Consider the following 22902-nt stretch of genomic DNA (forward strand, 5'->3'; position numbering starts at 1 on the left):
TATTTGCTATAACTATATAAGTATCTTGTCGCTAGGCCTGTCCGGCACATGACAAAGACTCATATTAAAATGAGACTCCTGAAAGGATTCCTCCGACCATGCCTTATCTGACCATCGAAGACACCATCGGCAATACGCCCTTGATTCAATTGCAACGCCTCGGCGGCGAAGACGCCAAGCAACGCAACAACATCATCCTCGGCAAGATGGAGGGCAACAATCCCGCCGGGTCGGTCAAGGACCGCGCCGCGCTGTCGATGATCCGCCGCGCCGAAGAGCGCGGCCAGATCAAGCCCGGCGACACCCTGATCGAAGCCACCAGCGGCAACACCGGCATTGCGCTGGCCATGGTGGCGGCGCTGCGCGGCTACAAAATGGTCTTGCTGATGCCTGAAAATCTCAGCGAAGAACGCCGCCAGAGCATGGCCGCCTACGGCGCCAAGATCGTCCTCACGCCCAAGAGCGGCGGCATGGAATACGCGCGCGACCTCGCCGAACAGATGCAGAAGGAAGGCCAGGGCCTGATCCTCGACCAGTTCGCCAATGGCGACAATCCGCAGGCGCACTACGAAACCACCGGTCCCGAACTGTGGCGCGACACCGAAGGCCGCATTACCCATTTCGTCAGCGCCATGGGCACCACCGGCACCATCATGGGCGTGTCGCGTTACCTGAAGGAACAGAACCCGGAGATCCAGATCATCGGCGCCCAGCCGGAAGAAGGTTCGTCGATTCCGGGCATCCGCAAATGGCCGGAAGCCTACCTGCCGAAGATCTATGAAAAGCCGCGTGTCGACCAGCTCGAATACGTGAGCCAGGCCGCCGCCGAAAACATGGCGCGCAAACTGGCGATGGTGGAAGGTCTGTTCTGCGGCATTTCCGCAGCAGGCGCTTGCGAAGTGGCGCTGCGCATATCGCAGCAGGTCGAGAATGCGACGATCGTGTTCGTGGTCTGCGATCGCGGCGACCGGTATCTGTCTACCGGCGTATTCCCTGCATAATTCGCGTATCACGTGGGCCGGTGGCCCGGCGCCGGAATGCTTTCCCGGGCGCCAATAAAAAACGGAGCTTACGCTCCGTTTTTTTATTCCACGCCTGGTGTTGCCGGCGAGCCTGGCTTCGGCTTGAATTGCTTGTCGCTGATGCGGAATTTTTCGCGACGATCGCCCATCAATTCGCGCAATTCGCGGATCGACAGTTCGCTGACTTCGTGCATGCGGATCAGCAGCGACGCGCCCACCGGCAGACGACGGTGACGGATCTTGCTGATGACTGGTGGAGCCACTTCCAACGCACGCGACAAGGCGGCGTCGTTCTTCAGATGCAATTTCTCAATCAGCGCATCCAGCAGGTGGTTGGGATCGTAGTTGACTTGATCCGAAAGGGAAGTATCGTTGATGCCATTAGGTGTAGTCATGATCGGACGTTCCATTATGCAGATGTTTATAAAGGCCTTGTTTGTGCAAGTGCATTAGTTCTTGGTAAAACTGCAAAACGTGGTTCACTAGTTTCCATCAGAGGTGCCATTCTTTTCCCACTGCAACAACACAACTCGAACCAAGGCCATCGGGATCAGTCGGTCTGACTTGCCAGCCTTCACTATTCGTTTCCATGCTCCCAACGTCTGTACTATCAAAACGCCAATGTTGACGCACAGTACATTCGTTCAGAAAAGTCTATTACAAAATAGTTGCGAGAAATCACCTCGAATTTGTAACAGATATTAACAGGAATTTTTCTATAATTGGTGTTGTTTCTTTGACACGACAAAAGCCAGTCGATTCCAGCCATTTACGCCAAGATCCCGCATGGTTGCGATGTTTCGCTCGAAAATGGCGCTCGCTTCGGGGAAGGCGGCGACCGCCCGGTCGATGCTGCTTTCCCGCAACAGATGCAAAACCGGAAACGGCGAGCGGTTGGTGTAGTTGTCGACATCGTCGGGCAGGGCGTCCGCAAACTGATACTGCGGATGGAAACTGGCGATCTGGATGACGCCGTCCAGCCCGGCGTCTTCCAGCACCTGGTCGGCGACGTCGAGGAAGTTGTTGTAGTCGTAGAAGTCCTGCAACACGCGCGGATGGATCAGCAAGGTGGTGTCGAGCAATTCCGGATCGGCAGCTTGCAGATGTTGCAATTCATCCAGCAACTGCTGCGCCAGGCCGGCTTCATCCTCGGCGTGGCTGACCACATAGCGGATCTGCTCCTTGATGTAGACCGATTTGGCGAAGGGGCAGAGGTTCAGGCCGATCACGGCTTCGGCGACCCAGGCACGGGTCAGGGCAATGACGGTGTCGTCAGCGGGGAAAGTGGCGTTGTCCATGGCGGAATTGTCTCATGGGCACGGTTTTCCAATCTTGCGGGAAAGCGTAGAAAAGCCCCTGAAATCGGCTATGCTTCACATCCTTCGCAGGCATTCAACCCAACACCGCACCAAAAAGAAGACCGTCATGGCGCTCAAAGCAACCATTTTTAAAGCCGATCTGCAGATTTCCGACATGGATCGGCACTATTACCAGAATCATTCCCTGACCATCGCGCGCCATCCATCGGAAACCGATGAGCGCATGATGATCCGCGTGCTGGCCTTCGCGCTCAACGCCAGTGAAGCGTTGACCTTTGGCAAGGGGCTGTCGGATGTCGAGGACCCGGACGTCGTTGCCAAAGACCTGACCGGCGCCATCGACCTGTGGATCGAAGTCGGCCAGCCCGACGACAAGCGCATCCTCAAGGCCTGCGGCCGTTCCGCGCATGTGATCGTCTACAGCTACAGCAGCGTCAGCAGCATCTGGTGGAACCAGATCGGCAACCGCGTCGAACGCGCCAAGAATCTCACCGTCATCAACATCGCCGCCGAAACCAGCCAGGCCCTGGAAAAGCTCGCCCAGCGCAATATGCAGCTGCAATGCACGATCCAGGACGGCCAGATCTGGCTGGGCAACAATGAAGAGATGGTGCAGATCGACCCGCAGGTCATCAAGGCCGAGGCGGCTTTTTAGATTGATTTTTAGCGTCAGACTGCTGCGCGCGCGGCTATGCGCGCCAGCAGCGCGCAGCCGGCAGTGGTGTTGAACCACGCGGCGTGGCCAAGATAGTAAGCGTCGTAGGCCAGCGCCGCATTATTGGCCGAACGCGTAATGCCGTGGAAGTACGCCAGCTCGGCCAACGCGAACTCCGCATGGACCAGCGGCAACAAGGCCGCCAGCGCCAGCCACTGGCGCGAGGTCAGCGGCCGCACCAGATGGTAGCCTTCGAGCAGCGCATCGAGCAGGTTGGGATGGACGGCGTCGGTCTTGCCTTCCTGGATCGCAAGCCATTCGATGACGTTGCGCTCGATCGCGGTAGCCAGGTCGTGCAGCGCACAAGTTCGGTCGCTAAGGCCGAAATCGAGGATGGTCTCGACGCCTGCCGCCGCGCTGCGATCTGTCCACAGCAAGTTGGACGCGTGCCAGTCGTTGTGGGTCCACAGCGGCGTCAATTCATCCAGATAGGGCCGCAGCCGCGCGTGGAAAGGTAACAGCGTGGTGGCCGCTTCGCCGCGCCAGTCGCGTTCCTTCAGATAGTCGGCAATCGCCGGATAGCGCTCGATGTAGCGTTGCAGCGCCGGCAGCGGATCTGGCTGAGAAAAAATCGTGAAACTCGACACCAGCGTCTGCGCCTTGCGCGCCGGCGCGGTGTAATCCTGCGCGGCCAGATGCAAGCGCGCCAAGGCCTTGCCGGCTTCATGCGCATGCACGCTGCTGCTGAACGGCGTCCATGACACCGCGTCGCGATACAGGTCGACGCCGGAGGCGACGCCATGCACCTCATAGGTCCAGTGATCGTCGGTGAAGGCGGTGGCGCCGTCGATGGTGGTCAGCACTTCACTGACGGCGATGCCGCGGCTGCGCAGGTGATTGATGAAACCGTGTTCTTCGCTCAGGCCGGCGACGTCGCGCACCGACACATGGTGACGCTTGACGAACACGTCCATGGTCGAGGTCGTCATCACGCAACCCGCCGAGAACGGTCGCGGGCTGTGCCATACCAGCCGCTTCGGCGCACCGGCTTGCGGATAGTGCAGCAGCACGCGCGCTACTTCGGCCGAGGTCAGCGCCGGCCAGTCCGATATCACGGCGTCGGCATTCATGCCATGGCTCAGTACGCGGGTCAGATGGTGGGAGGCGGCTTCCATGCGGGCGGCGGTTGCGGGGCGCTGATTTAGAAGTCGTACTGCACCGACAGGCGCGCCAGACGGGGAGCGCCGAGGTGCAGGTAGCTGTCGCCGAGCGACTCGCCGGTGTCTTTCCAGTAGCGCTTGTCGAACACATTGTCGACAGTCAGGCGCACGGTGGTCGGATGGCCGGCCATCCTGGTCTGATAGCGCAGGCCGGTGTTGAAGATGTGATACGACGGTACGGAGGCGCTGCCGTCGCGCGTGGCGCTCTTGCTGCCGCTGTACAGCCAGCTGCCTTGCAGGTTCAGGCCGGGCAAGGCGGCCAGCGCGTAGTCGGCATACAGCGCGCTGCGCACGCGCGGCACGTTGATGGCTTGCTTGTCGTCGTAAGCCGGCGTGCCGGTGCCGTCGGCGCGCGCCTGGATGAAGGCCAGGCTGGCGGCCAGGCGCAGTTGCTTCGTCACGTTGCCGGAAGCCCCGAGTTCGAGCCCGGTATGGGTTTGCTTGCCCTGTTGGACATACTTGAAGCCGCCCGCGCCGTCCGGCTGCGGATACTCGTAGGCCTTCTTCATGCGGAAGATCGCGGCGGTGAAACTCAGGTCCTTGGTCCAGTCGTACTTGATGCCGGTTTCCAGCTGACGCGCCACCGAAGGCGGCAGGATGGTTGGGAAATTGGTCTGCCAGAACGCCGCCGCCGTGCCCATGCTCAGCGTTTCGGCGTAGCTGCCGTACAGCGACATGTTGGCTTGCGGTTTATAGATCAGCGCAAGTTGCGGCAGGAATTGGTTGCGGTCAGTATCGCGCGTGGTGGCGCCGGCCAGGTTATACGTTTTTTCCTTCAGCCAGACCTGGCGTCCGCCGGCCAGCACTTCCCAGTGTTCGCCGAACTGCACGCGGTCGGTGAACAAGATTGCCTGCTGGCGGCTGTCGAGGTTGCGGTACGAGGCCGGGATGTCGGCGCCCGACGGCGCCAGCGGTGCAGCGACCGGGCTGTAGATGTTGCCGGTGCCGACTACGTTCGAAATGCCGTCCGACTTGTCGACCACGCGGCGCGACATGGTTACGCCCAGCGTCAGGTCATGCTCGATGGCGCCCATGTTGAACTTGCCTTGCACCACCGCTTGCGCTTCGTCGTTGCGGCGGGTGTCGTCCGGGCTGCGATAGTCGTATACGTCGTAGTCGCCGTTGGCGGCGAAGGTCGGCGAGAACACGGTGGCGCTATTGCTGCCGTAAGGGAAGGACAGATAGTCGTCGATCACCGCGCGGCTACGGCCGGCTGTGATGTAGCCGCGCCAATTGTCGTTGAATTCCAGATCGAAGCGGGTATTGAAGTTGAGCGAATCGATGCGCACCGGTTGCACCCACGACTGTGGTGACAGCATCGTCTTCGGCGAGACGCCGGACGGCACCGTGGTGCCGCCCAGCAGCTGATAGCCGGCGACTGATTTCTGCGCCTTCTTCTGGTATTCGATGTTGAACGCGAGGCGTGCTTTCGAACTGATGTCCCATGACGCCGCCAGCGAGGCGAAGTCGCGGTAGCCGTTGCTGTAGTCGACGTAGGAATTGATGTCTTCGTGCGCGGCATTGACGCGCAGGCCGAACTGTTTGCGATCGCCGAACAGCACGCCCAGATCGGTCGAGAGATAGCGTGAACCGTTGGAGTCGGTGCCGAACATGACCGAGCGCACGTCGGCCGGACGCTTGGTCACATAGTTAACCAAGCCGCCGGCGTTGACGACACCACCTTGCAGGCCGGACAGGCCCTTGATGATCTCGACCTGTTCCTTGTTCTCCAGCGCGATGTTCTGTTCGCCGACCACTGACAGGCCGTTGATGCGATAACCACTCGCCAGATCCAGCGGAAATCCGCGCACGCTGATGTTCTCGTAGTAACCAACCGGCGCATAGTTTTCACCGACGCTGGCGTCGTTCTTGATGACGTCGCTGAGCAGGCGCGCCTGCTGGTCTTTCAGTTGTGCTTCGGTGATCACCGACACCGATGCCGGCGTGTCCAGCAGCGGCGTTTCGCCAAAGCCGGCAATGGCCGACGAGCGTGCGCGATAAACGTCGGCGCGGCCTGCTTCGGCGCTGACGTTAATGGCCGGCAGCGAGCCGGCGTCATTGCTTTCTTCAGCGAAGGCGGCAGGTGCGACGCTGGCCAGCGTCAGGGAAATGGCGAGGGGAGAGAAGCGTTTCATCGGTCTTGCTGTCGGTTTCAGAGTGTGGCGCAGGCGGACGGCTGGCGGCTTACTGCGCGCGCGCGGTGCGCACGGCGCGGGCCAGGTCGATCACCGACATGGCGTAGAAATAGCTGCGGTTGTACTGCGTGATGGCAAAGAAATTGTTGGTCGCCAGCCAGTGGTCGGTCGGCGCATCGCCGTTCTGCAGGTCGACCAGGCCGAAGCGCAGGCCGGCCGGCAATTCGGTACCGGGAACCACGCCGGCGGCGCGCAACTCGTCGGCGCTGAACTTGGCTTCCAGGCCCTGGTTGATCAGGTTGTCGATCTTGCCGGGGTCGGTGACGGTAGTGGTGAACACGGTCGGTTCACCGCGCTGCCAACCGTGGATCTTGAGGAAGTTGGCGACGCTGCCGATGGCGTCGACCGGCGAATTGCGCAGGTCGATCTTGCCGTTGCCGTCGAAATCAACCGCGTACTGGCGGATGCTGCTCGGCATGAATTGCGGCCAGCCGATGGCGCCGGCGTAGGAACCCAGCAGCGAGAACGGATCGATGTTGGATTCGCGCGCGAACAGCAGCGTGCTTTCCAGCTCGCCGCGGAAGAACGCCATGCGGGCGTCGCGGTTGGCGGTCTTGGGGTAGTCGAAGGCCAGCGTGGTGACGGCGTCGAGCACGCGGAAATTGCCGGTGTTGCGGCCGTAGACGGTTTCCACGCCGATGATGCCGACGATGATTTCGGCCGGCACGCCGTATTGCGCTTCGGCGCGCGACAGCGCCAGTTCATGCTCGTTCCAGAAGTCGACGCCGGCGTTGATGCGCTTGGGTTCGACGAAGCGCGCGCGGTAGGCTTGCCAGTTCTTCGGCTTGCCGCTCGGCGCCGGCTTGATCAGCTGGATCGCGGTATCGATGTAGCGCGCCTTGTTGAAGAGCGCTTGCAGCGCGGCCTTGTCGAAGCCGTTGCGCGCGACCATTTCGTCGATGAAGTCGTTGACTTCCTTCCACTGGCTGAAATTGGCGAACTCGCCGTCGTCAGCCGGGGCGGCTTTCTTTTTCGGCTTGGCTTTCGTGCTGCTGCTTTTGCTCTTGTCGGTTTTGCTCTTGTGGGTCGTCGATTCCGCATGAACCGCTGCAGGGAGCAAACAAGCGAGGGAAAGAACGGACAGGCCGAGCAGGTGAGGCAAACGAAGGCAGGGTTTCATTGACATGGAGGGCGCAGCGCTGCGCGTAAATTAACTCAGTAAGGTGGCTGACAGACAAGTCGGCCAGTATACATGATCGGCTGGGCGCGCCGACGGCCGCCCGCTCCGCCTGAACCGCTTGGATGTACACTAGCAAAAATGCCACGAGACGCTCCCGCATCGGGAGAGCAAAGCAAAGATAACAATGACGACCGCTTTTTATACGCATGCAGACTGCCAGCGCCACGAGATGGGCGACTGGCATCCGGAGACGCCGTTGCGCCTGCAGGCCATCGAGGATCAGCTGATCACCAGCCGCATCGACCAGTTCCTGGAACGCCGCGATGCGCCGCTGGCCGAAGTCGCCGACATCGAGCGCGTGCACACCGCCAATGCGGTGGCGCTGATCCGTGACAATGCCGAGGCACTTGCTCTGGCGCAGGACAACGTCGCCCACTATCCGCTGGACGGTGACACATCGATCAACCGGTACAGCTGGAACGCCGCCTTGCGCGCGGCCGGCGCCGCCGTCGCCGCGACCGATGCGGTGATCGCCGGCGAGCTGGAAAACGCCTTCTGCTCGGTGCGTCCGCCGGGTCACCACGCCACGCCAACCACGCCGATGGGCTTTTGCCTGTTCAACAACGTTGCCATCGCGGCGCGCCACGCCATGGACGTCCACGGCCTGGAGCGCGTGGCCATCGTCGACTTCGACGTGCATCACGGCAACGGCACCGAAGCGGCATTCAAACATGATCCGCGCGTGCTGATGGTGAGTTTCTTCCAGCATCCGTTCTATCCCTTCAGCGGCGCCGATCCGGCCGAGCCGCACATCCTCAACGAGCCGCTGCCGGCGTATACGGCGGGCAACGTGGTGCGCCAGCTGGTGACCGACAAGTGGCTGCCGGCATTGCACGCGCATCAGCCGCAGATGATCTTCATCTCGGCCGGTTTCGACGCCCATCGTGAAGACGACATGGGGCAGATGGCGCTGGTGGAAGCCGACTACGCCTGGATGACGAAGCAGATCATGGACGTGGCGCGGCAGCATGCGCGCGGCCGCATCGTGAGCTGCCTGGAGGGCGGTTACAACCTGTCGGCCTTGGGCCGCAGCGTGGTGGCCCATCTCAAGGTGCTGGCTGATCTTGATTAAGTTTGACTAGATCAGGCTAGGGCGCTTCCAGCCGGTCGTAAGCCGCAACGATGGCGTCGGCCACGGCGCGCACGCGGGCGGTGCGGTTGAGGTCGCTGTGCAGCACCAGCCACATGTCATAAGGTTCGGCGCGCTCGGGCCAGAGCCGCACCAGTTGCGGCACCGTGTCGGCCATGTAGGTCGGCAACTCGCCGATGCCCAGTCCCGCTACCACTGCTTCCATCAGCATCAATCCCGAACTCACTTCCATCGCCACGCGCGCATTGGTGGTCGATTCACCGCAGATGGCGTCGATCTGCGACGCATAGATCGCGCGCTGGTAAATCACCACGTCATGTCCCGCCAGCGCGGTGCCCGGTTGCGGCAGGCCGTGCTTTTTGACGTAGTTTTTGGACGCGTACAGGCCGAGCGCCAGCCGCTTCAGGTGGCGCGAAATCAGATCGGGACTGGTCGGACGCAGGCTGCGTACGGCCAGGTCGGCTTCGCGCCGGGTCAGGTTGGAGACTTGCGTTGACGTCGTCAGCACCACGCGAATCGCGGGATGATCGGCCGCCAGCTGCTGCATGGCCGGCATCAGTACGTGCTTGGCCATGGTGTCGGTGGCGGCGATGCGCACGACACCGCACAGGCGCTCGTCGATGCCTTGCATCTGGCGCTGCAGCTGGTCGGCGGCGGTTTCCATTTTTTCAACCGCGGCCACGGCCAGGTCGCCTGCGGGCGTCGCCACATAGCCGGCCGGCGTGCGCAGAAACAGTCGCGCGCCCAGCGATTTCTCCATCGCGTTCAGGCGGCGGCCGACCGTGGCCTGGTCGATCTGCAGTTGTTCAGCGGCGCCGCGCAAGGTGCCGGCGCGCTGTATGGCCAGGAAAATACGGGCGTTGTCCCAATCCATGATGGCTTCCCTGCAAGATAAGTGAATAGACTGCTGATGCAAATTTGCATCGGAGTGACGAGATTATGCTTATTTATTGCATTGCGCAAGAAGCCTAGAATGGCATCCTTGCTCGTATTCCCGTTGGCCTCGTGCCGGAATTGTCGGGCGGCAATCCTACAGAAAGAAATCATGTCTACACAATGTCCCGCTCCCGCCGGCGCCATCCCCACACCGCCGCGCAAGGCCGAGGTCCAGGCGCGCACTGGCATGCTGCCGCTGGTGACGCTTGCCATCGGCTTCGTCATGGCGATGCTCGACGTCACTGTGGTCAACGTCGGCCTGTCGTCGATTGAAAAAAGCCTGGCCACGCCGCTCAGCATGCTGGTCTGGATCGTTGACGGCTATACGCTGAGCTTCGCCGCCATGCTGCTGGTCGGCGGTGCGCTGGCCGATCGCTACGGCGCCAAGAATATCTACCTGCTCGGCCTGGTGCTGTTCGTGGTCGCTTCGCTGCTGTGCGGCGCGGCGCCCAACGGCGGCATGCTGGTTGCCGCACGCCTCTTGCAAGGGCTGGGGGCGGCGTTCTTCATGCCGAGTTCGCTGAGCCTGCTGACCCATGTCTATGAAGACGACCGCGTGCGCGCCCGCATGCTGGGCGTCTGGTCGGCCACGGTCGGCGGCGCGGCGGCGGTGGGCCCGCTGGTGGGCGGCATCCTGATCCATTCGTTCGGCTGGCGCAGCGTGTTCCTGATCAACGTACCGGTCGGCCTGATCGGCCTGTACATGGCGGTCAAGATGATTCCGTCGGTGGAGCGGCACATGCGCGCATTGACCATCACCAGCCATTTCCTCGGCGTGCTGATGCTGGCCGCCTTGAGTTTCGTGCTGATCGAGGGACCGGTCTACGGCTGGACCTCGCTGCCGATCGTGAGCGCCGTGGTCGTTGCCGTGCTGGCGTTCGGTACGCTGGTGCAGCGCGAGCGCAGCGGTTCGGCGCCGCTATTGCCGCGTGCGCTGTTTGCCACGCCGCAGTTCGCGGCCGCCAACGGCATCGGCTTCCTGATCAACTTCGGCGTCTACGGGCAGTTCTTTTTCCTGGCGCTGTTCCTGCAGCAGGCGCGCGGCGCCGATGCGCTGCAGACCGGTTTGCAGATGCTGCCAATGATGGCGGTGATCTTCATCGGCAACCTGAACTCCGGCCGCATGACGGCGCGTTTCGGACCGCGTCTGCCGTTGCGTCTCGGCCTGACGGTCGGCGCGGTGTTTTCGGCACTGCAGATCTGGCTGACGCCGGAGACGCCTTACTGGATGCTGGCCGTCGCCGGCGCGCTTGCCAACCTCGGCATCAGCACCGCCATCCCGGCCATGACCACCGCCGTGATGCAGGTGGCCGGCAAGGGCCACGCCAACAGCGCCGCTGCGGCGCTCAACGCCAATCGCCAGATCGGCGCGCTGGTGGGCGTGGCGCTGATGGGCGCGATCCTGCACAGCTTCAGCAGCTGGATCACGCGCATCGTGCTGGCCTACGGCGTGGTGGCGCTGGTCTATGCACTGGCGCTGGTGTTGGTGTTGCGTTACGTCAATGCACGCTCGGCGGCAAGCACGGCCGCTGTCGCTCCGGCCGGGGAATAAGCGGCATTCGTGCCTTCTTTTTGGAAGCAAACGGGCCGCAGGCCGTAAAATAGCGGCTTATTTTGCAAAAAGAAGAATTCCGCATGTCTATTCAATGGTTCCCAGGTCACATGAACGCCGCCCGCAAGAAGGCGGCGGAAGCGATGGAAAAGGTCGACCTGGTCATCGAGGTGGTGGATGCCCGCCTGCCGCAGGCCAGCTGCAATCCCATGATCGAGCAGATCCGCCTGTTTCGCCAGCGGCCCTGCCTGAAGATCCTCAACAAGAGCGACCTCGCCGATCCGGGCGTGACACAGGCCTGGATCGCACACTACAACAGCCAGAAGAACGTCAACGCCGTTGCGCTCAGCTGCAAGAAGCCCAGCGACGTCGCCAAGGTGCCGAAGCTGGCGCTGGCGCTGGCGCCGCATCGCGGCACGCCCCTGAAGCCGCTGCGCATGATGATCATGGGCATACCCAACGTCGGCAAGTCGACGCTGATGAATGCGCTGCTCAAGAAGCGCGTGGCCGCCGTCGGCGACGAGCCGGCCGTGACCAAGACGCAGCAGCGTCTTTACCTTGGCAACAACATGGTGCTGATCGATACGCCCGGCATGCTGTGGCCAAAGATCCAGCACCCCAGCGATGGCCTGATGCTGGCCGCCAGCCACGCCATCGGCAGCAACGCGCTGATCGAGGAAGAAGTCGCGACCTTCCTTGCCGATGAACTGCTCAAGCGCTACCCGCACCTGCTGGCGGCGCGTTACGGCTTCAAGACCGAAGGCATGGACGGCGTGGCGGTAGTGGAAGGCGTTGCCATCAAACGCGGCTTCCGCCTCAAGGGTGGCGACTTCGACTTCGAGAAGGCCGCGCACACCTTCCTGCAGGACTATCGCACCGGTGCGCTCGGACAAATCACGCTGGAGACGCCTGCTACGCGTGCAGAGTTGCTGGCCAATTACCAGGCCGAGCTGGCCATTGCGGCGGCGGAAGAAGCCGCAGAACTCGCAGCCATCGCGGCCGAGGAAGCGGAAAAGAATCGCGGTCGCCCCGAATAGAGCGAGCCGATTTCGCAGGTCAGGAAAACCGCTCCGGCGGTTTTTTTATTGCGTGCATGGTTGCAAGTTTTCACTGAGGTTCGAGGTTCACGCCGGACGGTGGACCTCAGTTCCTGTCGCAGGCAGCCGTTCCGGTGCCGATATCGGGAGCGCAGGATTTTCTCCTGACGTCGTAGGTTTTGACCGGCACCCAGCGCTGATCTTGAATGCGATAGACGGTAAACGCGGGATTTTGCAAATTGCCGTTGGCATCGAACGCGACCGTGCCAAGCAAGCCTTTGTGGCGAATTTTGTGGAGTTCCTCCACGATCCTGTGCGGTTCCAGAGAATTGGCCTTCTTGATCGCCGCAATCAATGTGTTGCAGGCATCGTAGGACGAGACCGTGTAGACGCTGATACCGGTTCGAAATTTCGCGTGGAAGTTTTTCTCCAACGCCTTGAATTGCGGGTGTTCCTCGTAGTGCTTGCCGGGAGCCGAGGCAAACAGGCCATCGCCCGCACCCTGGATCATGCTCAGGAAAATCGGATTCACTACGCTGCCGGTCAGGAACAATTTTGCGGAGACGCGCAGCCGCTGCCGGGCACGCACCAGATCCTCCGAACGCCGAAGGTAGCCGCCGAAGAAGATCAGATCGACTTCACCGGCTGTAAATTGGGTCAATACGGCGTTGAAATCGGAAGTCTTGTTGCTCACGGTGCTGCGGACAACAACCTGGTTGGGCGAACGAAATTGTTCGGCAAACAGCTCTGCCATGCGCGCGCCGAAAGCGGTGGTGTCGTCGATGATCGCGATGCGTTTTGACTTCAGTTCCTGAGTCGCAAACTCGGCAATGGCGATGGCGACATCTTCACTGCTGCCGACCGCGCGAAAGCTGGTCGCATAGCCCTGTTGGGTAAATTCCGGCGCAGCCGCAGAGGCACTGATCTGCGGTACGCCGGCTGCGGCATAGATGGGCGCCGCAACGATGGTCGGCGCCGATAACCAGTGACCGATCACCCCGGCAACACCGGCGGTGACCATCGATTTGGCGACGAACCCGGCGACGGCGACGTCGGCTTTGTCGTCCATGGCAAGCAGCTTGAAGACTATTTTCTTGCCATTCATGGAGTAGCCGGCGCGGTTGGCTTCATCGATCGCCAGCTGGACTCCGTATTGGCCGCTCTGCGCCAGAGGCCAGGCAAGCGGGCCGGCAAATCCGATCAGGACGGTTTGTGTATTGTCTGCGGCCGAAGCGGCGAGCGCAGGGCTGCCGGAGAAAGCGGAATGGATGAGGACGGCTAGAAAAAGGCGGCGGAGCTTTTTCATGGATGTTCCTTCCTGAAACAGCCTCGCCGTCATCGGGCGGCTCCCGTGCGCAAGGCTGATGCACGGATCAATATATTTCCTTTTTGATAATTGTCTTGCGAGCAAGAAAAGGGTTTTTCGGTGTTTGTTTTTCTTTTCGGAAACCAGCAGGCGTAAAAAAAGGCTTTCCGAAGAAAGCCTTTTTGCGGCGGTACTGCTTGCCGGTGACGGACTACAGCTGGATTACCAGGAAGTCACGACCGAGTTCTTGTACTTCTCGATCACGAATTTCTTGATTTCCGGGCTGTGGTAAGCCTTGACCAGCTTGGCAACCCAAGGCTTGTCCTTGTCTTCGACGCGCACGGCGATGACGTTGACGTAAGGGCCCTTGGCGGCTTCGATGGCGATGCCGTCCTTGGTTGGCGACAAGCCGGCGGATTCAGCAAAGTTGCCGTTGATGGCGGCGGCATCGAAATCATCCAGCGAACGCGGCAGTTGGGCTGCATCCAGTTCGATGATCTTGACCTTCTTCGGATTGTCGACGATGTCCAGCGGTGTTGCCTTCAGGCCCGCATCAGGTTTCAGCTTGAGCACGCCTTGCGCTTGCAGCAACAGCAGCGCGCGGCCGCCGTTGGTAGGGTCGTTAGGGATGCCGACGCGAGCGCCGTTCTTCAGGTCGTTGAGCGACTTGATCTTCTTCGAGTACACGCCCATCGGGAAGGTGATGGTGGTACCGACGCTGACCAGCTTGTAGCCGCGGTCCTTGACTTGCGCGTCCAGGTACGGTTGGTGCTGATAGCTGTTGGCGTCGAGGTCGCCGGCAGCCAGCGCCGCGTTCGGCTGGATGTAGTCGCTGAACTCAACGATCTGCAGCTTCAGGCCGTCTTTCTCGGCCAGCTTCTTTACCTGTTCCAGGATTTCAGCGTGCGGGCCGCCGGTGGCGCCGATCTTGATCGGCTTGTCTTGCGCCAGGACCGGTGCGGACACCAGGCCGGCAACCACGCCCAGACCTGCGAAAAATTGGATTAATTGACGACGATTCATTGTTTCCCTCTCTCTTCGATAGCAGCAGCGGATAGCTGCATTATTTTTTACGCCTGGACCTGTTCTTAACGATGGCTCAGACGACGTACCAGGACATCGCCCAGTGTTTGCACCAATTGCACAAATACGATCAGGATCAGCACCACCGCCAGCATCACTTCCGGCAGGAAGCGCTGGTAGCCGTAGCGGATGCCGAGGTCGCCCAGGCCGCCGCCGCCGATCGCACCGGCCATGGCGGAATAACCGACCAGGCTGACGAAGGTGATCGTAAGACCCGCGACGATACCAGCAAACGCTTCAGGCACCAATACCTTGTAAATGATTTGCCACGTGGTCGCGCCCATCGCTTGCGCGGCTTCGACCAGGCCGTGGTCGACTTCGCGCAAGGCGGTCTCGACCAGGCGCGCGATGAACGGCGCCGACGCGATGGTCAGCGGCACGATTGCGGCAGCAGTGCCGATCGAGGTGCCGACGAAGAAGCGCGTGAACGGAATCACGGCCACCAGCAGAATGATGAACGGCGTCGAGCGCACGGCGTTGACCAGCAGGCCGGCGATGCGGTTGAAGGCGACGTTGGGCAGGATGCCTTTGCGTTCGGTCAGATGCAGCGCGATGCCCAGCGGCACGCCGAAGACGGCGCCGAGCAGGCCGGAGATGCCGACCATCATCAGCGTTTCGCCGAACGAGCTGATAAAAAGATCAATCAGTTCAGATGACATGGTTCAGCTCCTCTACCACGACGCCTTGCGCACGCAGGTAATCCATTGCATTGGTAATGTTCTCGGCGGTGCCGTTGGCGAGGATCGCCAGCGAACCGAAGGCCTGGCCCTGGATCTCGTCGATCTGGCCGTGCAGGATATTGAAGTCCAGGTTGAAACGGCGCACCGCTTCCGACAGATGCGGCTGGTCCACGCCCGAGCCGGTGAAGGCGAAACGGAACAGATGGTCGGTACCCGCGCCGGCCTCGGTATTGGCCAGGCGCGCGCGCAGGCGCTCCAGCACGCCCTTGGGCAGTTCGTGGGCGATGACGTCGCCGATCAGGGCGCGCGTGACTTCATGTTTCGGTTCGCGGAACACGTCCAGCACTTCACCCTGTTCGATGACTTCGCCGGCTTCCATCACGGCGACGCGATCGCAGATCACCTTGATGACTTCCATCTGGTGAGTGATGAGGACGATGGTCAGGCCCAGTTCCTTGTTGATCTTGCGCAGCAGCTCGAGAATCGAGCGCGTGGTTTCCGGATCGAGCGCCGAGGTTGCTTCGTCCGACAGCAACACCTTGGGATCGTTGGCGAGCGCGCGGGCGATGCCGACGCGCTGTTTCTGACCGCCGGAAATTTGCGCCGGATAGCGATCCTTCAGGGCGGTCAGGCCGACCAGTTCCAGCAGCGGCTCAACTTTCTTGGCGATCTCTGCCTTGGACAGGCCGGCCAGTTCCAGCGGCAGCGCGATGTTGTTGTACACCGTGCGCGACGACAGCAGGTTGAAGTGCTGGAAAATCATGCCGATGTGGCGACGCGCATCGCGCAGGTCGTCGGCCGACAGCGTGGTCATGTCCTTGCCGTCGAGGATGATCTTGCCCTCGGTCGGACGATTGAGCAGGTTGATGGTGCGCACCAGCGTGCTCTTGCCGGCGCCGCTGCGGCCGATGATGCCGAAGACTTCGCCCTTGCGGATGGACAGGTCGACGTTGCGTACCGCATCGACCGTGCCGCCGCCGTTGGGGAAGCGTTGGGTGACCCCCTGTATTTCGATCATATTGCTTTCGATGTTGCTGAATTGTTGCTTCATGAAAAAGGCAGCAGGGCGGCTAAATAACCAGCCTGCTGCCGATATTTTTATATAGAGCCGTGATTTTATGAGGATTTCGTTGCAGGCGGAACTACATTTTGCATATTCCCTAATGAGAAAAAGGCATAACCAAGCGCTTTTTGGCGCGAATTGCAAAGAAGAAAGCGGATCGGCTCATGCCTGCAATTTCAATTTTGATCATTTACCAAGACCCGCCTGCATGTTTGCGCCAATGCGACTAAGATAGCCGTCCCGACCCGGAAGGAAACCATCGATGGCATATGTCTATACAACCATGAAATCGCCTGTCGGCGAGCTGACCCTGGTCGGCCGTGGCGAGCGACTGGCGGCGATCCTGTGGGAAAACGACAAGCCCACGCGGGTACGGCTGGGCGAGATGAGCCCGGACCCGGACAGCCCGGTCTTGCGCGAGACCGAACGCCAGCTCAACGAGTACTTCGCCGGCAAGCGCAAACAGTTTGAAGTCGAGCTCGATTTCACCGGCACCGATTTCCAGAAGCGGGTGTGGGCGGCGCTGCTGACCATCCCCTTCGGCGAGACCCGCAGCTACAGCGAAATTGCGGTGCAGTTGGGCGACATCAAGGCGGTGCGCGCAGTCGGCGCGGCCAACGGCAAGAATCCCATCTCCATCATCGCCCCCTGTCATCGCGTGATCGGCGCCTCGGGCGAGCTGACCGGCTTCGCCGGCGGACTCAAGGCCAAGGAGCTGCTGCTCACGCTGGAGGGCGCGCATGCCTTGCACAACAAGCCCGGCACCGCGGTCCCGCAAAAGCGCCGCAGCAAGCTGCCCGATCCGAACCAGGGTTTGCTGTTCGCCGATTGATCTGATGATCGTCCAGCGACGCAAACTCTGCGCACAATAAAAAAGGCCTCGATCGCTCGAGGCCTTTTCTTTTGCTGCATGTTGCGTACAGCTGCGTGGAAAGCGTGCTTTCCGGTGCGCCCGCATTCCGGAGAATGCAGGCGCAGCCGAATTACATCATGCCGTCCATACCGCCCATGCCGCCCATACCACCCATGCCGCCTGGCATACCGCCAGCCGACTTGTCTTCCGGCAGTTCTGCAACCAGTGCGTCGGTTGTCAGGATCAGGCCGGCGACCGAAGCGGCGTTTTGCAGTGCCGAACGGGTAACCTTGGCTGGATCCAGAACGCCCAGTTCAACCAGGTCGCCGTAGGTGCCGTTGGCAGCGTTGTAACCGTAGTTGCCAGTGCCTGCCAGGACAGCGTTGATCACGACCGAAGGTTCGTCGCCTGCGTTGAACACGATCTGGCGCAGTGGCTCTTCGACAGCGCGCAGAACGATCTTGATGCCGGCTTCCTGGTCAGGATTGTCGCCCTTCAGGTTCTTGACGTTGGCGCGAGCGCGCAGCAGTGCAACGCCGCCGCCTGGCACAACGCCTTCTTCAACAGCAGCGCGGGTTGCGTGCAGAGCATCTTCAACGCGTGCTTTCTTTTCCTTCATTTCGACTTCGGTGGCTGCGCCAACCTTGATCAGAGCAACGCCGCCTGCCAGCTTGGCAACGCGTTCTTGCAGCTTTTCGCGATCGTAGTCGGAAGTCGCTTCTTCGATTTGCGCGCGGATTTGCTTGACGCGTGCTTCGATAGCGATGGCTTCGCCGTTGCCGTCGATGATGGTGGTGTTTTCCTTGCCGATTTCGATACGCTTGGCTTGGCCCAGTTCAGCCAGAGTGGCTTTTTCCAGGGTCAGGCCGACTTCTTCGGCGATCACTTGGCCGCCGGTCAGGATAGCGATGTCTTCCAGCATTGCCTTGCGACGGTCGCCGAAGCCAGGAGCCTTGACCGCTGCAGTCTTCAGGATGCCGCGGATGTTGTTCACAACCAGCGTTGCCAGTGCTTCGCCTTCGACATCTTCAGCGATGATCAGCAGTGGACGGCCGGCCTTGGCGACTTGTTCCAGGATCGGCAGCAGGTCACGGATGTTCGAAACCTTCTTGTCGAACAGCAGGACGAATGGGTTTTCCAGAGCAACAACTTGCTTTTCTTGGTTGTTGATGAAGTAAGGCGACAGGTAGCCGCGGTCGAATTGCATACCTTCGACGATGTCCAGTTCGTTTTCCAGCGACTTGCCGTCTTCCACGGTGATGACGCCTTCTTTGCCGACTTTGTCCATTGCCTTGGCAATGATGTCGCCGATATCGGAATCCGAGTTAGCCGAGATCGAGCCGACTTGTGCGATTTCCTTGCTTGTCGTTGTTGGCTTTGCCAGCAGCTTGACTTCAGCGACGATGGCGGTGACAGCCTTGTCGATGCCGCGCTTCAGGTCGGTTGGGTTGAAACCGGCTGCAACGTACTTGAAGCCTTCGCGAACGATCGCTTGAGCCAGCACGGTAGCGGTAGTAGTACCGTCGCCTGCGTTGTCGGAAGTCTTGGAGGCAACTTCCTTAACCAGTTGCGCGCCCATGTTTTCCAGCTTGTCTTTCAGTTCGATTTCTTTCGCAACCGACACGCCGTCCTTGGTGACGGTTGGGGCGCCGAAGCTGCGCTCCAGAACCACGTTACGGCCCTTGGGACCCAAGGTTACCTTGACTGCGTTAGCCAGGATGTTGACGCCATTGACGATTTTTGCACGTGCGTCATCGCCGAAAATTACTTGTTTTGCTGCCATGTTGGATTCTCCAAAATTCGTTTGTTATTGCAATTGAATCAGCTTGATCAGCATCGATCAGACTTGTTCGCTGCCGGCGCAGGACGATTTACGTCGCGCCGCGGCAGGGCACGTCGATTATTTTTCGACGACGGCGAACAGGTCTTCTTCACGCATGACCAGCAGTTCCTGGCCGTCGATCTTCACGGCTTGGCCGGAGTACTTACCGAACAGAACGCGGTCGCCGACCTTGACTGCCAGCGGACGGACCTTGCCGTCATCCAGGATCTTGCCGTTGCCGACTGCCAGGATTTCGCCTTGATCCGGCTTTTCAGTTGCTGCGTCAGGCAGCACGATACCGGATGCGGTCTTGGTTTCTTGGTCGAGACGCTTGACGATAACGCGATCGTGCAAAGGACGAAGGCTCATGAAAACTCCTTAAAATTCAATAAGTTATAAATAAATTGCGGCATCGGCTGCAAAGTGTACTTAAGCCCTGCAGCAAGAAATCCGTGCCACATCGGAAAAGTGGGTAGGCCAGGAGGAGTTGTTAGCACTCTCCCCTAACGAGTGCTAAGTATAGGGGTGGGAAGGGGGTTTTTCAAGGGCAGGGATGATTTATATACGTCCAGACGACTGTCGGAATTCATTTAAGTCTGAACTTTTGCCACTTAACTCTGAATTTCTCGTCTCAATAGCCCTGTTTCCAGAAGGTTGATTTGCACCGAGAATTGCCCCACGTTTAGAACACAATTCTGCTGATGACCGTCAGCAGAAGATCGGAGTGATCGAGGTGGCCTTACCAGGCATTATTCGACTCTGGCACATTCGTGACCGGGTCTCATTGCGAGAGATCATCGGGGTTCAGGGATCTCACGCAGCACCGTCAGGCGGCATTCGCGCTGAAGCCAGTGAGCCGGCCTATGCAGATAGGCGTCCCGGGGGCTCTATAGAGAAATACGCACTAAAACTCTCAGCGTAGTTCATCACGCAAGCAGTGCGGTACCTTATAGCAGCTCCACTTGGCGCTGCGATCCTTGGATTCAGAGGGGCGTACGATCGGGGCGAAGCCTTCGTCAGACGCTGGGAGGTGGATCAGTTGGGGAGGGGGCAATTTCGCGAGAAAATCAAAAAAACACATGCAATCGCGTTGCGGCATTCGCCCGGCAATGGAAAGTGGACGAGTCGGAAAGAAAAATTCTACAGGCAAAGGAATACTCACAAGGCAAAATTCCCAAAAAAATAATCTGCCGGGAATTCGCTTGTGAGGTCGGTGACGACATGTGGTCGCCCAATTGTGCGTCGTTGACTATTTGCTCAACACATAGTCAAATTTGCCCGGTTGCACGAGGAAGAACAAGCAGTCGGTGTCCGAGATGCACTCCGTCACATGCGACTCTTCACCGCGTTGAAACCAGTAGGAACCTACCGGAAGCGGAACTGCTTTCCCACCGGCCTGATAGTTGGCGCCGACACCCTTCAGCACCACGGCATAGTAGTCCTCGGTGTGTGTATGCGCAGCGCTCTTGAAGCCGGCCGGTGCGCGAACGAAAGTACCGTGACGTCCGTTTGCCAAATTCCCATAGGCCGGACCCGCCTTGAGCTCCTTGCCATCCGACTTCACGCCGGTATCTACAAACTTGATGTCGCCGGCGGGAACGCTCACCGACGGGCCTTCGTGCGCAGGCTTCTTGTCCGCAGCGCTTGCGACGATGGAAACACCGAAAGCCAGCCCCATTGCAATGATTACTTTTTTCATGTTCATGATAGTGTTTGATATAAAGATGATGTTGAATGATCGTGACAGTCACGGATCATGATTGCCAATCGGCGTCGTGATTGATGAGGGTAAATACCTACCCATCCATCAGTTCACTCCGCGTTACTTATTCAGAAGCCCGGCCACTTTGGCCACACCTGCCTGGGCGCAGACTTCGTCTTTGTCACCACCAGGCGAGCCACCGACACCGAGTCCGGCAATGGTTTCTTCTCCCACCTTGAATGCCACTCCGCCAGGCAACGCCGTGACATTGGGTGTGCTTGCCAGCGACTGAGCCAGCAGAGGTGGATACTTCGACAGAACACCGATATAGCCGCTGGTCGTATCGACATGGAAGATCGGCCCCATCGTCACGACCGTGTAGGCCTTGCGGAAGCTGCTGTCCTTGGTGTGAATCACCGCATGGTCGCCGCGCAGAACAACTTGCGGCGTTCCCGATACATCGACAACCGTCGCAGTCACGTCGTAGCCATTTGCCTTGCATGTGTCCACCGCCGTTTGCGCTGCAATAATTGCCGTGCTCAACGGCAGCGTCTTGCCGCTGACCGATACCTGTGCCTGAGCCGGTGCCTGAGAGATCAGGGCGATAAGTCCCACCATAACGGTCAACGATGCGACCCCTACGCCAAGTTTTTCTTGCAGGCTGGCAGTGTCAAATCGGTTGCCCGATTTGCCGCCGGTGCCGCGTGCAGTTTTGTTTATGATTTTCATATTTCAGTTATCTCGCATGGGTTGATTTGAGCGGCAAAAGAGTCGATACACGAAACACCAACAACGCTTCTTCCTGATCGCCTAAGCTGATCGGTCGTCTTGTTTCGCTTGGTCGCTTTGCCTGAAATGAATCATGCTCTGAATCGATTTAAAACAGAATCATGCAAATGTGAGAATCATTTCCTCAGAAAATGATTAAATTGCGGGGATCTGAAAGGGGCGCAGCTCGTCGTTCTTTCTTGGACTGGCGGCACCTGATTGCATCAAGGAAGGCTGCGCATGCGCCCGCATCCGTAATGGAAAATCCGGGAGGCATAGTCGTGTTTCACCCTATTCCATAGGGTATTGATGCGCGCCATGGGAAACGCACTAGTGCCTAAGCGAGTTAGGGCTCAAATGGCTTGCAACGGCGTCTGTAAGAAATGGAGGGGAATCAACTGCGTCGGAGCAATTCGGCAGGAGGACAAACGTCGCCGGTGGTCCGGGTACACCAGCGATGTCGAGTGTGCATCGGGGGGGAATTCAATCAGAAGGAATGCGCCCGAATTCAGCAAGCAACTCGCGAAGTTGCGGTACAGCATAGTCAATGAATCTGCGCAGCTTTGCCGGCATCGCTTCCCGGGAAAGAAAAACCACATGAACCGGAATCGGCTCAACCTCAAAATCTTGCAAGACGTATTGCAATTTCCCAGCCTTTACCGCGTCGTGCACATCGTGTTCAAGGATGAAGGTCACACCGATGCCTGCGATAGCCGCATCCACTGCGGCATCCGGCGACGAAACCAGTAAGCGCGGTACATCGGAAACTGTGTATGTTTGCCCCGTATCCTGACTGCGGTAACGCCATGGAGAGAGGCTTGGACTATCGAATACGACGCAAGGAAATTTGTTCAAATCCTCCGGCGTCTCGGGCAGGCCATATTTATCCAGAAGCGCCGGGCTGGCTACGGTCACCACCCGCAATGCCCCAACCCTCGTCGCGACCAGACTGCTGTCACGCAGATTCCCGACACGGATTGCCACGTCGGCGTGTACGTCGATCAAGTCAATGACGCGATCGGACTGTACCAGCCGGATTCGAATCTCGGGATAGAGCGCGAGAAACTGATTGATGACCGGCAGCACCCGCAAACGCGCAACCTGCACGGGCGAGGTGACAACCAGTTCTCCCCGTGGGGTCGTGAATTCACCGGCGGCACGCCGCTCCAGTTCGTCCACGTCTTCGAGGATTCGCTTTGCCGCAGCGACATACTCAATGCCCGCTTCGGTCAGCGCGAGCTTCCTTGTTGTTCTGATGATCAGCCTCGTCCCGACCATCGCTTCAAGGTCGCTGACGTTCCTGGTGAGCGTGGGAGCTGATACATTCAATTTTCTGGCAGCGGCCGACAAGCTGCCTTCCTCAACCGAGGCCACCAACATCGCCATCGCTTCTAGTCGGTCCACTTGATGCACCCAGAA

The 22902-nt window shown here is 59.7% G+C and carries 21 protein-coding genes; 6 read left to right on the top strand and 15 right to left on the bottom strand.

From position 1 onward, the window contains the following. Positions 1-98 precede the first annotated feature (98 nt). The gene (gene cysM / locus ACIROY_RS15060; RefSeq protein ID WP_402279584.1) at positions 99-1001 is read left to right on the top strand and encodes a cysteine synthase CysM; all 903 of its coding nucleotides are present in this window, start codon (positions 99-101) and stop codon (positions 999-1001) included. Between the two features lie 83 nt (positions 1002-1084). On the opposite strand, the gene ACIROY_RS15065 is transcribed toward cysM, so the two are convergent. Continuing rightward, positions 1085-1417: a hypothetical protein gene (locus tag ACIROY_RS15065; protein ID WP_116435310.1), complete on the bottom strand. Its 333-nt coding sequence runs from the start codon at positions 1415-1417 to the stop codon at positions 1085-1087. 321 nt (positions 1418-1738) lie between these two features. Next, positions 1739-2320, bottom strand: coding sequence for a DUF1415 domain-containing protein (locus ACIROY_RS15070; RefSeq protein WP_402279582.1), 582 nt, complete (start codon positions 2318-2320; stop codon positions 1739-1741). Between the two features lie 127 nt (positions 2321-2447). Between ACIROY_RS15070 and ACIROY_RS15075 the strand changes: the two genes are divergently transcribed. Next, positions 2448-2996: a YaeQ family protein gene (locus ACIROY_RS15075; protein WP_402279580.1), complete on the top strand. Its 549-nt coding sequence runs from the start codon at positions 2448-2450 to the stop codon at positions 2994-2996. Positions 2997-3010: 14 nt separating this feature from the next. Here ACIROY_RS15075 and ACIROY_RS15080 read toward each other — a convergent pair whose 3' ends face one another. From ACIROY_RS15080 to mltB, 3 genes are read right to left on the bottom strand one after another with little or no spacing between them, the layout of a single operon-like run. After that, a complete protein-coding gene (locus tag ACIROY_RS15080; protein WP_402342225.1) occupies positions 3011-4171 on the bottom strand; it encodes a phosphotransferase enzyme family protein in 1161 nt (386 codons plus the stop codon). Between the two features lie 26 nt (positions 4172-4197). Then, entirely contained in the window at positions 4198-6351 is a 2154-nt protein-coding gene (locus ACIROY_RS15085) for a TonB-dependent siderophore receptor (protein ID WP_402342226.1), read from the bottom strand. Between the two features lie 49 nt (positions 6352-6400). Continuing rightward, on the bottom strand, positions 6401-7537 hold the full coding sequence (gene mltB / locus ACIROY_RS15090) for a lytic murein transglycosylase B (protein ID WP_402342228.1): 1137 nt from the start codon (positions 7535-7537) through the stop codon (positions 6401-6403). 178 nt (positions 7538-7715) lie between these two features. On the opposite strand from mltB, the gene ACIROY_RS15095 reads away from it, so the two are divergent. Beyond that, positions 7716-8663 carry a histone deacetylase family protein gene (locus ACIROY_RS15095; RefSeq protein WP_402342230.1) on the top strand — a complete coding sequence of 316 codons (948 nt, stop codon included), beginning with the start codon at positions 7716-7718 and terminating at the stop codon, positions 8661-8663. 16 nt (positions 8664-8679) lie between these two features. On the opposite strand, the gene ACIROY_RS15100 is transcribed toward ACIROY_RS15095, so the two are convergent. Continuing rightward, positions 8680-9555: a LysR family transcriptional regulator gene (locus ACIROY_RS15100; protein WP_402279568.1), complete on the bottom strand. Its 876-nt coding sequence runs from the start codon at positions 9553-9555 to the stop codon at positions 8680-8682. Positions 9556-9804: 249 nt separating this feature from the next. Here ACIROY_RS15100 and ACIROY_RS15105 point away from each other — a divergent pair, with 249 nt between their 5' ends. Both ACIROY_RS15105 and ylqF read left to right on the top strand, forming a co-directional pair. Then, complete coding sequence (locus ACIROY_RS15105) at positions 9805-11169, top strand: MFS transporter (RefSeq protein ID WP_402279618.1); 1365 nt, start codon at positions 9805-9807, stop codon at positions 11167-11169. 83 nt (positions 11170-11252) lie between these two features. Further along, entirely contained in the window at positions 11253-12206 is a 954-nt protein-coding gene (ylqF, locus tag ACIROY_RS15110; protein WP_402279565.1) for a ribosome biogenesis GTPase YlqF, read from the top strand. A gap of 106 nt (positions 12207-12312) precedes the next feature. Here ylqF and ACIROY_RS15115 read toward each other — a convergent pair whose 3' ends face one another. From ACIROY_RS15115 to ACIROY_RS15130, 4 genes are all read right to left on the bottom strand, one after another. Next, entirely contained in the window at positions 12313-13512 is a 1200-nt protein-coding gene (locus ACIROY_RS15115; protein ID WP_402342232.1) for a branched-chain amino acid ABC transporter substrate-binding protein, read from the bottom strand. A 222-nt stretch (positions 13513-13734) separates the two neighbouring features. Then, positions 13735-14535: a MetQ/NlpA family ABC transporter substrate-binding protein gene (locus ACIROY_RS15120; protein ID WP_402342234.1), complete on the bottom strand. Its 801-nt coding sequence runs from the start codon at positions 14533-14535 to the stop codon at positions 13735-13737. A gap of 65 nt (positions 14536-14600) precedes the next feature. After that, a complete protein-coding gene (locus tag ACIROY_RS15125) occupies positions 14601-15254 on the bottom strand; it encodes a methionine ABC transporter permease (RefSeq protein ID WP_016835964.1) in 654 nt (217 codons plus the stop codon). Then, entirely contained in the window at positions 15244-16293 is a 1050-nt protein-coding gene (locus tag ACIROY_RS15130) for a methionine ABC transporter ATP-binding protein (protein WP_402279554.1), read from the bottom strand. Before ACIROY_RS15130 ends, ACIROY_RS15125 begins: the two co-directional genes overlap by 11 nt. 307 nt (positions 16294-16600) lie before the next feature. Here ACIROY_RS15130 and ACIROY_RS15135 point away from each other — a divergent pair, with 307 nt between their 5' ends. Continuing rightward, positions 16601-17170 carry a methylated-DNA--[protein]-cysteine S-methyltransferase gene (locus ACIROY_RS15135; protein ID WP_402279552.1) on the top strand — a complete coding sequence of 190 codons (570 nt, stop codon included), beginning with the start codon at positions 16601-16603 and terminating at the stop codon, positions 17168-17170. A gap of 151 nt (positions 17171-17321) precedes the next feature. Here the strand turns inward: ACIROY_RS15135 and groL are convergent, their stop codons facing one another. From groL to ACIROY_RS15160, 5 genes are all read right to left on the bottom strand, one after another. After that, on the bottom strand, positions 17322-18974 hold the full coding sequence (gene groL / locus ACIROY_RS15140; RefSeq protein WP_402279550.1) for a chaperonin GroEL: 1653 nt from the start codon (positions 18972-18974) through the stop codon (positions 17322-17324). Between the two features lie 117 nt (positions 18975-19091). After that, on the bottom strand, positions 19092-19382 hold the full coding sequence (gene groES / locus ACIROY_RS15145; protein ID WP_007882171.1) for a co-chaperone GroES: 291 nt from the start codon (positions 19380-19382) through the stop codon (positions 19092-19094). Positions 19383-20262: 880 nt separating this feature from the next. Beyond that, entirely contained in the window at positions 20263-20718 is a 456-nt protein-coding gene (locus ACIROY_RS15150; RefSeq protein ID WP_402342237.1) for a DUF4437 domain-containing protein, read from the bottom strand. Between the two features lie 117 nt (positions 20719-20835). Next, a complete protein-coding gene (locus ACIROY_RS15155; RefSeq protein ID WP_402279545.1) occupies positions 20836-21444 on the bottom strand; it encodes a heme-binding protein in 609 nt (202 codons plus the stop codon). Positions 21445-21966: 522 nt separating this feature from the next. Further along, complete coding sequence (locus tag ACIROY_RS15160; RefSeq protein WP_402279542.1) at positions 21967-22887, bottom strand: LysR family transcriptional regulator; 921 nt, start codon at positions 22885-22887, stop codon at positions 21967-21969. Positions 22888-22902 lie beyond the last annotated feature (15 nt).

This window comes from Herbaspirillum sp. NPDC101396 (assembly GCF_044767365.1).
Taxonomy (GTDB): domain Bacteria; phylum Pseudomonadota; class Gammaproteobacteria; order Burkholderiales; family Burkholderiaceae_D; genus Herbaspirillum.